Source organism: Streptomyces luteolifulvus (assembly GCF_008806595.1).
GTDB classification, from domain to species: Bacteria; Actinomycetota; Actinomycetes; order Streptomycetales; family Streptomycetaceae; genus Streptomyces; species Streptomyces luteolifulvus.
On record NZ_VZRB01000009.1, the window covers coordinates 172,305 to 185,139 of the forward strand.

Consider the following 12,835-nt stretch of genomic DNA (forward strand, 5'->3'; position numbering starts at 1 on the left):
CATGCCTACGCGGACATAGGCCGCTGCACCCGGATCGACTGCAGCAGCCCCACCGCCACCCACACCGCGAACATCGACGTACCGCCGTAGGACACGAACGGCAGCGGCAGACCGGTGACCGGCATGATGCCGAGCGTCATGCCGATGTTCTCGAAGGACTGGAAGGCGAGCCACGCCACGATTCCGGCGGCGACGATCGTGCCGTACAGCTCGGTCGTCTCACGGGCGATACGGCAGGCTCGCCACAGGACCACGCCGAGCAGGAAGATGATCAGGCCTCCGCCGACGAAGCCCAGCTCCTCCCCCGCGACCGTGAAGACGAAGTCCGTCTGCTGCTCGGGCACGAACTGGCCCGTCGTCTGCGATCCCTCGAAGAGTCCCGCGCCCGTCAGCCCGCCCGAACCGATCGCGATACGGGCCTGGTTGGTGTTGTAGCCGACGCCCGCGGGGTCGAGGCTGGGGTTGGCGAAGGCGGCGAAGCGGGCGATCTGGTAGTCGTCCAGGATGTGCAGCTGCCAGACGGCCACCGCACCGATCGCGCCCGCGGCGAGGAGCCCGAAGACCCAGCGGTTGGAGGCGCCGGAGGCGAGCAGCACACCCAGCACGATGATCACCATCACCATGACCGACCCGAGGTCGGGCATGAGCAGCACGATCAGCATCGGCACGGCGGCAAGCCCCAGGGCCTGGAGGACCGTGCGGTGGTCGGGGTAGGGCTTGTCGCCCGCGTCGACCCTGGCCGCCAGCAGCATCGCCATGCCCAGGATGATCGTGATCTTCACGAACTCGGAGGGCTGGAGCGAGAAACCGCCGCCGAGCACGATCCAGGAGTGCGCTCCGTTGACCGTCGAGCCGAGCGGGGTGAGCACCAGCAGGATCAGGAAGACCGAGGCGCCGTACAGGATGGGCACGGCCGTGCGCAGGGTGCGGTGGCCGAGCCAGATCGTGCCGATCATCAGGGCGAACCCGATGCCGGTGTTCATGACGTGCCGGATCAGGAAGTAGTACGGGTCGCCCTGGTTGATCTCGGTCCGGTTGCGGGTCGCCGAGAAGACGAGCAGCGAGCCGATCATGGACAGCGCGATCGCCGCCAGCAGCATCGGCCAGTCCAGCCGGCGCGCGAGCGAGTCCCGGGCGAACACGCGTGTCCAGCCCGCGCGTTCGGGCCCGTACCCGGAGACGGAGAAGGAGTTGGCGCCGGTCATGTGAGCATCCTCCGGCTTCCCCGCCGGCGCGATCGCCGCCGTGTGTCGCGGTTGCCCGTGGTGGGCGTCGGCACGGTCGCCGCCGCCTGCGTCGCGTCCGGCTCGGGCGCGCCCTCCTGGCTCGCCCGCTGGTCCTCGGCCGGGTCCTTGGCGACCTTCGGGGACTTGATGGTGCCGTCCGTGCGGACCTTCGGCAGGCCCTTCTGCGGCGAGGGCAGCAGGGCGTTCTTCTTGTCGATCGCACCGTCGTCGGAGACGCCGTACAGCGCGTCGTAGATGTTGCGGACGGCGGGACCGGAGGCGCCGGAACCCGTTCCACCCTGGGAGATCGTCATCACGACCGCGTAGTCCTTGGTGTACGTGGTGAACCACGACGTCGTCTGCTTGCCGTATACCTCGGCGGTACCCGTCTTGGCGTGCATCGGGATCTTGTCCTGCGGCCAGCCGACCTGGGCGAACCGCCAGGCGGCCGTACCGCGGGTGGCGACGCCGGCGAGGGCCTCGTCCATCTCGGCGAGCGTGGTCCCGCTTATCGGCAGCCTGCCGTGCGCCTTGGGCTTGATCTCCTGCACGGTCCTGCCGTCGGCGCTGACGATCGCCTTGCCGACCGTCGGGTCGTGCAGGGTGCCGCCGTTGGCGATTGCCGCGTAGATCGTGGCCATCTGGATCGGGGTGACCAGGGTGTCGCCCTGGCCGATGGAGTAGTTGATCTCGTCACCGGCGCGCATCTGGTTGCCTTCGAGGCAGTTCTCGTACGCGATCTTCTCGACGTACGAGCCGTCCTTCTTGCCCTGCTTGCACCAGGCGTCCTTGTTGGCCTTCCAGTAGTCCTGCTTCCACTGGCGGTCGGGGACCCGTCCGGTGACCTCGTTGGGCAGGTCGATGCCGGTCTCCTTGCCGAGCCCGAACTGGTGGGCGGCCTTGAAGAAGTAGTCGTTCGCCTTCTTCTTCGGCTTGATGCCGCCGTCCCTCTGCCACTCGCGGTGCGCGAGGCCGTAGAAGACGGTGTCGCAGGAGACCTCCAGGGCGCGGCCGAGCGAGATCGGGCCGAAGTTCTCCGACTCGAAGTTCTTGAAGACCTGACCGCCCACCGAGTACGAACTCGTGCACGGGTAGCGCCCGTCGAAGGGGTACCCGGCCTCGATGGCGGCGGCCGTCGAGATCACCTTGAAGGTGGAGCCGGGCGCCGACTGCCCCTGGATGGCCCTGTTCAGCAGGGGATAGTTGGAGCCTTTGCCGGTGAGGTTGCGGTAGTCCTTGAGGGAGATGCCGCCGACCCAGGCGTTCGGGTCGTACGTCGGGTTGGACGCCATGGCGACGATCCGGCCGGTCTTGGCCTCCATCACCACGACCGCGCCCGAGTCCGCCTTGTAGTTCTCCTGGGTGTTGCGGTCCCACTCCTTGCGGGCCTGCTTCATGGCCTCGTTCAGCTCGTACTCGGCGACCCGCTGGACGCGGGAGTCGATGCTGGTGACGAGGTTGGAGCCGGGCTGGGCGGCGTCCGCCTCGGCCTTGCCGATCACCCGGCCGAGGTTGTCGACCTCGTAGCGGGTGACGCCCGCCTTGCCGCGCAGTTCCTTGTCGTACGCGCGCTCCAAGCCCGAGCGGCCGACCTGGTCGGAGCGCAGATACGGCGAGTCGGTGTCCTTGGCCTGCTGGATCTCCTCGTCGGTGACGGGCGAGAGATAGCCGAGCACCTGGGCGGTGTTGGCCTTGCCGGGGCCCGGGTAGCGGCGCACGGCCTCCGGCTCGGCGGTGATGCCGGGGAAGTCCTCGGCACGCTCACGGATCTGCAGGGCCTGCTTGGGCGTGGCCTCGTCGGTGATGGGGATCGGCTGGTACGGCGAGCCGTTCCAGCACGGCTGCGGCGTCTTGGCGTCGCACAGCCGCACCTTCTGCCGGACCTCCTTCGGCTCCATCCCGAGGACACCGGCGAGCTTGGTGAGGACGGCCCTGCCGTCGTCGGCCATCTTCATCAGGTCGGTGCGGGAGGCGGAGACCACGAGCCGGGTCTCGTTGTCGGCGATCGGCACACCCCGCGCGTCCAGGATCGAGCCGCGGACGGCGGGCTGGACGACCTGCTGGACGTGGTTGCCCGACGCCTCCTTGGCGTACTCGGCGCCCTCACGGATCTGCAGGTACCACAGGCGCCCGCCGAGGGTGCCGAGCAGGGAGAGGACGAGGATCTGGATGACGACGAGCCGGATCTGGACCCGTGGGGTCCGACCGGTCTCCGGAATGTTGGTCACTGCGGCCGCCTCCCCCTCTCAGAACGTGTGCGAGCAGTGCGTGTGCAGGCAGTGGGTGTGCACGGAGTGCTGGTACGCGTGCGTGCACGAGTCATATACGACGGACCTGTGAGCCCGGACCGCCAACGCCCACCTGTTCACAGCCGCTTGACCCCCTTGATACGCCCGGCGCGGGCCACCCGCGCCCGGGCCGCCTTCACCCGCAGCCCGCCACGCTGGCTGCCGATCCGCAGCCCGGTGCCGGAGGAGAGCCAGCCGGAGGAGATGTCGGTCGTCTTGGCCGCGGAGCCGCTCTCGGCGAGCGGGTCGTTCTCGGCACGCCGGGCCAGCGCCATGATCCCGGGGACGACGAACGGAGCGAGCAGCAGGTCGTACACGGCGGCCGAGAACAGCAGGCTGCCGAGGCCCACCTGGCGGGCGGCGGTGTCGCCGACGAGGGCGCCGACGCCGGCGTACAGCAGGGTGGAGCCGAGGGCGGCGGCGACCACCACGAGCATCGGGCCCGTGGCCGACTTGAGCCGGCCGGTCTCCGGCTTGATGAGCCCGGCGAGATAGCCGATCACACAGAGCACGAGGGCGTAGCGGCCGGCCGCGTGGTCGGCGGGCGGCGCGAGATCGGCGAGCAGACCGGCGCCGAAACCGACGAGGGCGCCGCCGACATGGCCGTACACCATGGCGAGGCCGAGGACGGTGAGCAGCAGCAGGTCGGGGACGGCACCGGGCAGATGGAGGCGGGCGAGGACGCTCACCTGGAGCACCAGGGCGACGACGATCAGGGCGGAGGAGAGCAGGATCCGGTTGACGCGCATGGGCTACAGCTCCTACTGCTCTTGCTGGATCTGGTCGTCGAGCGGCGCCTCGGCGGACGGGGTCACGGTGACCGTGACGGTGGGCGTGGGTGTCGGCCTGGGCTTGGCGGGCAGCACCGTGTCGCGGGGGTCCTTCTTCGGGGCCTCGACGACGACACCGACGATGTCGAGCTTGGTGAAACCGACGTACGGCGTCACATAGAGGATGCGGGTCAGACCGCCGCCGGAGGGGTCGACGCGGGAGACCACGCCGACGGGCACGCCGGGCACGAAGGGCTTGTCGGCCTGGGAGCCGAAGGTGACGAGACGGTCGCCCTTCTTCACCTCGGCCTTGCCGTTGAGGAGTTCGACGCGCAGCGGGCGGTCGCCCTGACCGGAGGCGAAGCCGAGTTCGTCGGTGGACTCCATCCGGGTGCCGACGGTGAAGTCGGGGTCGCTGGCGAGCAGCACGGTCGCGGTGTTCGGGCCGACGGTGGTGACGCGGCCGACGAGCCCGTCACCGTTGAGCACGGTCATGTCCCGCTTGATGCCGTCGTTGGCGCCGGCGTCGATGGTGATCGTCCAGGAGAAGCCCTGGGCGGCTCCTATGGCGATGACCTCGGCGCCCTTGATGCCGTACTGGCCCTCTCCCGCGATCTTCAGCATCTTGTCGAGCTGCTTGAGCCGGCTGCGGCTGCGGTCGTCGCTGCCGAGCTTGGCCTTGAGGGCCGCGTTCTCCTTCTCCAGCGCGGCGAGCCGGTCGTGTCGTTCACCGGAGTCACGGATGGCGGAGACCGCGTTGCCGACCGGGTCGACCGCCGCCGACACGCCGTTCTCGATCGGGCCGAAGACCGCGGCCGCGGCCTGCCGGGCACCGTCGACCGGGGAGTCCTCCCCGCCGCGGATGTCCACCGTGATCAGTGCGAACGCGATGGCGATCAGCAGCACCAGGAGCAGCCGGCTCTCTCGTGTGTCCCTCACGTGCGGCGGCCGTGCCCTTCCTCATTGGAATGTGCAGGTGTCAGAAATGTGCGGGTGTCCGGGGTGTGCAGAGGCTTATGGGCGAGCTTATGCCTCTATATCAACGATCCGCCGTACGAGAGGAGATCATCCCGTACGGCGGAATCGAAGAGTTACGTCATCTGCGCGGCTGGGCGTCCAGGACCTGCTGGAGCGCCTCGAACTCCTCGACGCACTTGCCGGAGCCGAGCGCCACGCTGTCCAGCGGGTCCTCGGCGATATGGATCGGCATGCCGGTCTCCCGGCGCAGCCGCTCGTCGAGGCCGCGCAGCAGGGCTCCGCCGCCGGTCAGAACGATTCCGCGGTCCATGATGTCGCCGGACAGCTCCGGCGGGCACTTGTCGAGGGTCGTCTTGACGGCGTCGACGATGGCGTTGACGGGCTCCTCGATCGCCTTGCGCACCTCGGCTGCGGAAATGACGACCGTCTTGGGCAGCCCGGAGACCAGGTCCCGGCCGCGGATCTCGGTGTGCTCGTCGGAGTCGAGGTCGTAGGCCGAACCGATGGTGATCTTGATCTGCTCGGCCGTCCGCTCACCCAGCAGAAGGGAGTACTCCTTCTTGATGTGCTGGATGATCGCGTTGTCAAGCTCGTCGCCCGCGACCCGGATCGACTGGGCGGTGACGATGCCGCCGAGGGAGATGACCGCGACCTCCGTGGTGCCGCCGCCGATGTCCACCACCATGTTGCCCGTGGCCTCGTGGACCGGCAGGCCGGATCCGATGGCCGCCGCCATGGGTTCCTCGATGATGTGCACCTGGCGGGCGCCGGCCTGGGACGACGCCTCGATGACGGCACGGCGCTCGACGCCGGTGATGCCGGAGGGCACACAGACGACGACCCGCGGACGAGCCAGATACCGCCGCTTGTGGATCTTCAGAATGAAATAGCGGAGCATCCGCTCGGTGATCTCGAAGTCGGCGATGACGCCGTCCTTCAGCGGACGCACGGCAACGATGTTGCCGGGCGTGCGCCCGATCATCTTCTTCGCTTCGGCACCGACCGCGAGGATGCCACCGGTGTTGGTGTTGATCGCGACCACGGACGGCTCGTTGAGTACGATCCCGCGACCCCTGACGTACACCAGCGTGTTGGCGGTCCCGAGGTCGACAGCCATGTCACGGCCGATGAACGACATTGAGTTCCCCATCAGGATTCGACTGGCCTTCCCATGAGCTTCTGAGGGCTTTTCAGGTAGGCGAGGTGGGTGCTGTGACGTGAAGGCTTCCATCGTAGACGCGCTTGCACGAACACTGCGCGAGGGTCTTCGCCATTGTCAGCAGATGATGTGCCGCCTCGCTTGTGGAGACGGTCCATCGGGGGCACTCGTTCCCCCGATCGGCCACGCGTATGCCGGGGGACGGCCGGAATTATTCGGCCGCCCCAGGTCAGACCGCGTGAGCGACTTGACGGTGGCTCAGTGAACAACGCATCCGACGGCTCAGGCGCGACCCGGGAAGAAGATCTTCACCTCGCGCTCGGCGGACTCCTCGGAGTCGGAGGCGTGGATCAGGTTCTCCCGCACAATCACACCGAAATCACCGCGGATGGAACCGGGGGCAGCCGCGATCGGGTCGGTCGGGCCGGCCAGCGCACGCAGACCCTCGACGACCCGCTCACCCTCGACGATCATGGCCACGACCGGACCGGAGGACATGAACTCCACCAACGGCTCGTAGAAGGGCTTGCCCTTGTGCTCGCCGTAGTGCTGCTCCAGCGTGTCCTGGTCCAGGGTGCGCAGCTCCAGCGCGGTGATCCGCCAGCCCGCCTTGCGCTCGATGCGGCTGATGATCTCGCCGGTCAAACCACGAGCGACTGCGTCGGGCTTGAGCAGGACGAGGGTGCGCTGGGTCACGACGGGCTCCTTCAGGTGCAGGGTGGTGCGGGGGGTCACGAGATTACAGGGGGCGTCCGGACACCTGTTACGCAGCGTCAGGCGTGGAGGCATCGGCCTGGGCCGCGAATCGCGCCTTCGCCTCGTCGATCTTCCGTCCGAAGTGGACCGACGCCCACCACAGGCCCGCGAACACCGCGCCGAGGAAGAACATCGTCGGGATGACGAAACCGGACGCGATCAGCGCGATCTGGAAGGCCCAGCCGAGAGCGACGCCGCCGGGACGGGTCACCATGCCGCACAGCACCAGGCTCAGGAACATGGCGATGCCGCTGACCGTCCACACCGCCGCCATGGACAGATCGGGGTCCTTCATCGCGACCAGCCCGGCGAAACCGATGATGAAGAACTCACCGATCAGGGTCGAAGCACAGAGCGTACGCACGGAAGTCAGCCCCTCCCCAGGAGCACTCGGGCCTCACCGACGGTGATGACGGAGCCGGTCACGAGCACACCGCCGCCCGCGAACTCGCCCTCCTCCTCGGCGAGCGTGATCGCGGCCTCCAGCGCGTCGGGCAGCCGCGGCTCGACCTGCACCCGCTCCTCGCCGAACACCTCGACCGCGATCGCCGCGAGCTCGTCGGCGTCCATCGCACGATGGGTGGAGTTCTGTGTGACGACGACCTCGGCGAAGATCGGCTCGAAGGCTTCGAGGAGCCCCCGCACGTTCTTGTCCCCGCTCGCCCCGACCACACCGATCAGCCGGCTGAAGTCGAAGGCCTCGCCGACGGCCTCGGCCGTGGCGCGGGCCCCTGCCGGATTGTGCGCCGCGTCCAGTACGACGGTCGGCGACCGCCGTACGACCTCCAGCCGGCCCGGCGACGCCACCGACGCGAAGGCCTTGCGGACCGTCTCGGCGTCGAGCGGCTCGGGCCGCTCGGAGCCGACCCCGAAGAACGCCTCGACCGCGGCCAGCGCCACGGCGGCGTTGTGGGCCTGATAGGCGCCGTGCAGCGGCAGATACACCTCGGTGTACTCACCGCCGAGCCCGCGCAGGGTGAGCAGCTGCCCGCCGACGGCGACCTGACGGGAGACGACCCCGAACTCCAGCCCCTCGCGCGCCACGGTGGCGTCGACCTCGACGGCCTTCTTCAGCAGCACCTGGGCCGCGTCCACTGGCTGCTGGGCCAGGATGACGGTCGCGTCCTGCTTGACGATGCCGGCCTTCTCGGCGGCGATCTCGGCGGGCGTCTCACCGAGGCGGTCGGTGTGGTCGAGGTCGATGGGGGTGACGACGGCGACATCCCCGTCGATCACGTTGGTGGCGTCCCAGGAGCCGCCCATGCCCACTTCCACGACGGCGACATCGACGGGTGCGTCGGCGAAGGCGGCGTACGCCATCCCCGTCAGCACCTCGAAGAAGGAGAGCCGGTACTCCTGCTGGGAGTCGACCATCTCGATGTACGGCTTGATGTCCTGGTACGTCTCGACGAACCGCTCGGCGGAGATCGGCGCACCGTCGAGACTGATCCGCTCGGTGATCGACTGGACGTGCGGGGAGGTGTACCGACCGGTGCGCAGCTCGAAGGCGCCGAGCAGGGCCTCGATCATGCGGGCGGTGGAGGTCTTGCCGTTGGTCCCGGTGATGTGGAGGGAGGGGTACGACCGCTGCGGCTCCCCCAGCACGTCCATCAGCGCGGAGATACGGCTGACCGACGGCTCCAGCTTGGTCTCGCCCCACCGTGTCGCCAGCTCGGCCTCGACCTCGCGCAGGGCCTTGTCGACCTCGGGGTCCTTTGGGCGGGCGGGTACGGCGGCGGCGGACGGGCCGCCCTGGGTGCGCAGGGTACGGCTGCCGGCCTCGATGACCGCGAGATCGGGGTCACGGTCGGTCTCGGCGGCGATCATCTCGTCGAAGGAGTCGGGCTCACTCACGGGGCCCAGTCTACGTACGCGGCCCGCGGGCGTGTGTGCCGCCTGGGGCGGCACGACTGCCCGCGGGCCGCGCTCGCCTACGCCTGCGGCAACCGCTCCAGCTGGGCCTTGATGCGGGCGATGTCCTCGTCCGCCTTCGCCAGCCTCGTCCGGATCTTGTCCACGACGTGGTCCGGCGCCTTCGACAGGAACGCCTCGTTGCCGAGCTTGGCGTTCGCCTGGGCCTTCTCCTTCTCCGCGGCGGCGAGATCCTTCGCCAGCCGCTTCCGCTCCGCCGCCACATCGATCGTGCCGGACAGATCCAGCGCCACCGTGGCCCCCGCGACCGGCAGGGTCGCCGTCGCCGAGAAACCCTCGCCCTCGGGCTGGAGGCGCAGCAGCTGGCGGATCGCCGCCTCGTGGGGCGCCAGCGCCGTACCGTCCAGGGTCAGGCGCGCCGGGACGCGCTGCCCCGGCTGCAGGCCCTGGTCGGCGCGGAAGCGGCGGACCTCGGTGATGACGGACTGGAGGGTCTCGATCTCCTGCTCGGCCGCCTTGTCCCGGAAGCCGCTGTCCTTCGGCCACTCGGCGATGACGACCGACTCGCCGCCCGTGAGGGTGGTCCAGAGGGTCTCGGTGACGAACGGGACGACCGGGTGCAGCAGCTTGAGGGTGACGTCGAGGACCTCGCCCAGGACGCGCTGGGAGACCTCGGCCGCCTCGCCGCCCGCCTGGAACGTCGTCTTGGACAGCTCGACGTACCAGTCGAAGACCTCGTCCCACGCGAAGTGGAACAGCGCGTCCGAGAGCTTCGCGAACTGGAAGTCCTCGTAGAACGCGTCGACTTCGGAGACGACGGAGTTGAGGCGGGACAGGATCCAGCGGTCCGTGGCCGACATGGCGGACGGCTCCGGCAGGGGTCCCTCGACCGTCGCGCCGTTCATCAGCGCGAAGCGGGTCGCGTTCCAGATCTTGTTGGCGAAGTTGCGGGAGCCCTGGACCCAGTCCTCGCCGATCGGGACGTCGACACCCGGGTTCGCGCCACGCGCCAGCGTGAACCGGAGCGCGTCCGACCCGTACTTGTCCATCCAGTCCAGCGGGTTGACCGCGTTGCCGAAGGACTTCGACATCTTCTTGCCGAACTGGTCGCGGACCATGCCGTGCAGGGCGATGGTGTGGAACGGCGAGGTGCCGTCCATCGCGTACAGGCCGAACATCATCATCCGGGCGACCCAGAAGAAGAGGATGTCGTAGCCGGTGACCAGGACGGAGTTCGGGTAGAACTTCGTGAGCGACTCGGTCTGCTCGGGCCAGCCCAGCGTGGAGAACGGCCACAGACCGGAGGAGAACCAGGTGTCCAGGACGTCGGTGTCCTGGCGCCAGCCCTCGCCGCCCGGCGGCTCCTCGTCGGGGCCGACGCAGACGACCTCGCCCTCGGGGCCGTACCAGACCGGAATGCGGTGTCCCCACCACAACTGCCGCGAGATGCACCAGTCGTGAAGGTTGTCGACCCAGTCGAAGTACCGCTTCTCCATGTCCCGCGGGTGGATCTTGACGCGGCCGTCGCGGACGGCGTCACCGGCCGCCTTCGCGAGCGGGCCGACCTTGACCCACCACTGCATGGACAGACGCGGCTCGATGGTGGTCTTGCAGCGCGAGCAGTGGCCGACGCTGTGGACGTAGGGCCGCTTCTCGGCGACGATCCGGCCCTCGGCGCGCAGCGCGGCAACGATCGCCGAGCGGGCTTCCAGGCGGTCCAGGCCCTGGAAGGGGCCGTGGGCGGTGATGACGGCGTGCTCGTCCATGACGGTCAGGGACGGCAGGTTGTGGCGCTGGCCGATCTCGAAGTCGTTCGGGTCGTGGGCCGGGGTGACCTTGACGGCACCCGTGCCGAACTCGGGGTCGACGTGCTCGTCGGCGACGACCGGGATGGAACGCCCGGTCAGCGGCAGCTTGATGAGCTTGCCGACCAGGTGCCGGTAGCGCTCGTCGTCCGGGTGGACGGCGACGGCGGTGTCACCGAGCATCGTCTCGGCACGGGTGGTGGCGACGACGATGGTGTCGTCCCCGTCGCCGTACTTCATGGAGACGAGCTCGCCGTCGTCCTCCTGGTACTCCACCTCGATGTCCGAGATGGCGGTCAGACAGCGCGGACACCAGTTGATGATGCGCTCGGCGCGGTAGATCAGCTCGTCGTCGTAGAGCCGCTTGAAGATGGTCTGGACGGCCTGGGACAGTCCCTCGTCCATCGTGAAGCGCTCGCGCGACCACGCGACACCGTCTCCGAGGCGGCGCATCTGACCGCCGATCTGTCCTCCGGACTCGGCCTTCCACTGCCAGACGCGCTCGACGAAGGCCTCACGGCCGAGGTCGTGCCGGGACTTGCCCTCCTTGCCGAGCTCGCGCTCGACGACGTTCTGCGTGGCAATGCCGGCGTGGTCCATGCCCGGCTGCCACAGCGTCTCGAAGCCCTGCATGCGCTTGCGGCGGGTGAGGGCGTCGATGAGGGTGTGCTCGAAGGCGTGCCCGAGGTGCAGGCTGCCGGTGACGTTCGGCGGCGGGATGACGATGGTGTACGGCGGCCTGTCGCTCTTCTCGTCCGCCTCGAAGTAACCCCGCTCCACCCAGCGCTCGTACAGCGGCCCCTCTACATCGGCCGGCGCGTACTGGGTCGGCAGTTCGGTGTCGGGCGCTGATGGCTGCTGCTGAGCGTTCTCGGTCACGCGCTCAGTTTAGGGGTGTCGCAGGCGTGTCCCGAAACGCGATTCCTTTGTAACGGTGCGCCCCCCGCTGCACTGCGCGCCCCACCCCTGCGCCAGGATGTCAGGAACACATAAGCATCTGGAGGGGAACCCAGAAATGAGCTACAACCAGCCGGGCCCGTACGGCGGGCAGCCCCAGCAGCCCGGACCGTACGGCCAGCCGGGCCCCTACGGCCAGCAGCCGCCGCAGGCACCCCAGCCCGGCTACGGCTACCCCCAGCAGGCCCCTCCCGGCCAGCCGCAGCCCGGCTACGGCTATCCGCAGCAGCCCCCGCAGGGCGTTCCGCCGCAGCAGACCCAGCCCTACGGGCAGCAGCCTCCGTACGGCGTCCCGCAGCCCCCGGCTCCGGGCGGCGGCGGCAAGAAGGCCGGCCTGATCATCGGCGCGGTGGCGGTCGTGGCAGCGATCGCGGTCGGCGCGTACTTCGTGATCGGCGGGGGCGGAAGCGGCGGGTCGGACATAGCGGACGACGGGGCGCACAAGCTCACGGCTCCGGCCACGATCGTCGACGGGCAGTACAAGAAGGGCGACAAGACCGAGACCGACACCCTGACCGAGAACGACATCAAGGACGCGGAGTCGTGGGGTGTCCAGAACCCCAAGGACGTCAGCGCGGCGTACTCCGCGGGGTCGGGCCTCACGTCGAAGCAGCTGATGTTCGCGGGCGTGTACGGCACCATCGACGACCCGGAGAAGGTCGTCGACGCGATGTTCGCCCAGATGAAGAAGGAGGCCGAGAAGGACGCCGACTCCGGCAGTAAACTCCTGGGCAGCCCCAAGGAGTTCACGCCTTCCGGCTTCGAGAACGGCATCATGAAGTGCCAGGAGATCGAGTCCAAGGAGTCCGGTCAGACCATCACGATGCCGTTCTGCATCTGGGGTGACCACAGCACGCTCACGTACGTGCTCTCGTACGACATGGCCGCCCTGGCCGCGGGCAAGAGCACCTCGATGGAGGATGCGGCCGACCTGACCGCGAAGGTCCGCAAGGACGTGCGCGTCAAGGCCTGACGCCGCTGTCGCCCAACAGCGCAGGGCCCCGGTCGGTTGACCGGGGCCCCT

Annotated in this window: 10 protein-coding genes; 1 reads left to right on the forward strand and 9 read right to left on the reverse strand. The window is 68.9% G+C overall.

The window, feature by feature from the left end:
• Positions 1–5: 5 nt before the first annotated feature.
• From rodA to F7R91_RS15925, 9 genes are all read right to left on the reverse strand, one after another.
• The gene (rodA, locus tag F7R91_RS15885; RefSeq protein ID WP_150949199.1) at positions 6–1,205 is read right to left on the reverse strand and encodes a rod shape-determining protein RodA; all 1,200 of its coding nucleotides are present in this window, start codon (positions 1,203–1,205) and stop codon (positions 6–8) included.
• Positions 1,202–3,454, reverse strand: coding sequence for a penicillin-binding protein 2 (gene mrdA, locus F7R91_RS15890; RefSeq protein WP_150949202.1), 2,253 nt, complete (start codon positions 3,452–3,454; stop codon positions 1,202–1,204). Before mrdA ends, rodA begins: the two co-directional genes overlap by 4 nt.
• Before the next feature lie 137 nt (positions 3,455–3,591).
• Positions 3,592–4,263: a rod shape-determining protein MreD gene (gene mreD, locus F7R91_RS15895; protein ID WP_150949205.1), complete on the reverse strand. Its 672-nt coding sequence runs from the start codon at positions 4,261–4,263 to the stop codon at positions 3,592–3,594.
• A gap of 12 nt (positions 4,264–4,275) precedes the next feature.
• Positions 4,276–5,223, reverse strand: coding sequence for a rod shape-determining protein MreC (gene mreC, locus F7R91_RS15900; protein ID WP_150949208.1), 948 nt, complete (start codon positions 5,221–5,223; stop codon positions 4,276–4,278).
• A gap of 157 nt (positions 5,224–5,380) precedes the next feature.
• Positions 5,381–6,400 carry a rod shape-determining protein gene (locus F7R91_RS15905; RefSeq protein ID WP_004001297.1) on the reverse strand — a complete coding sequence of 340 codons (1,020 nt, stop codon included), beginning with the start codon at positions 6,398–6,400 and terminating at the stop codon, positions 5,381–5,383.
• A gap of 303 nt (positions 6,401–6,703) precedes the next feature.
• Positions 6,704–7,117 (reverse strand): nucleoside-diphosphate kinase, encoded by a 414-nt coding sequence (ndk, locus tag F7R91_RS15910; protein ID WP_150949211.1) that lies wholly within the window; start codon positions 7,115–7,117, stop codon positions 6,704–6,706.
• A 67-nt stretch (positions 7,118–7,184) separates the two neighbouring features.
• Positions 7,185–7,541: a DUF4233 domain-containing protein gene (locus tag F7R91_RS15915; RefSeq protein ID WP_150949214.1), complete on the reverse strand. Its 357-nt coding sequence runs from the start codon at positions 7,539–7,541 to the stop codon at positions 7,185–7,187.
• A 5-nt stretch (positions 7,542–7,546) separates the two neighbouring features.
• Positions 7,547–9,004, reverse strand: a complete 1,458-nt coding sequence (gene folC, locus F7R91_RS15920; RefSeq protein ID WP_225320672.1) for a bifunctional tetrahydrofolate synthase/dihydrofolate synthase — start codon at positions 9,002–9,004, stop codon at positions 7,547–7,549.
• Positions 9,005–9,108: 104 nt separating this feature from the next.
• A complete protein-coding gene (locus F7R91_RS15925) occupies positions 9,109–11,733 on the reverse strand; it encodes a valine--tRNA ligase (RefSeq protein WP_150949220.1) in 2,625 nt (874 codons plus the stop codon).
• Between the two features lie 136 nt (positions 11,734–11,869).
• On the opposite strand from F7R91_RS15925, the gene F7R91_RS15930 reads away from it, so the two are divergent.
• Positions 11,870–12,784, forward strand: coding sequence for a hypothetical protein (locus F7R91_RS15930; protein ID WP_150949222.1), 915 nt, complete (start codon positions 11,870–11,872; stop codon positions 12,782–12,784).
• The last annotated feature ends 51 nt before the right edge of the window (positions 12,785–12,835 follow it).

Bases quoted from the DNA above. Each gene is read 5' to 3' on its own strand.
- F7R91_RS15905 (WP_004001297.1), bottom strand. From the start codon at position 6,400: ATGTCGTTCATCGGCCGTGACATGGCTGTCGACCTCGGGACCGCCAAC.
- mreD (WP_150949205.1), bottom strand. From the start codon at position 4,263: ATGCGCGTCAACCGGATCCTGCTCTCCTCCGCCCTGATCGTCGTCGCC.
- rodA (WP_150949199.1), bottom strand. From the start codon at position 1,205: ATGACCGGCGCCAACTCCTTCTCCGTCTCCGGGTACGGGCCCGAACGC.
- F7R91_RS15930 (WP_150949222.1), top strand. From the start codon at position 11,870: ATGAGCTACAACCAGCCGGGCCCGTACGGCGGGCAGCCCCAGCAGCCC.
- folC (WP_225320672.1), bottom strand. From the start codon at position 9,004: ATGATCGCCGCCGAGACCGACCGTGACCCCGATCTCGCGGTCATCGAG.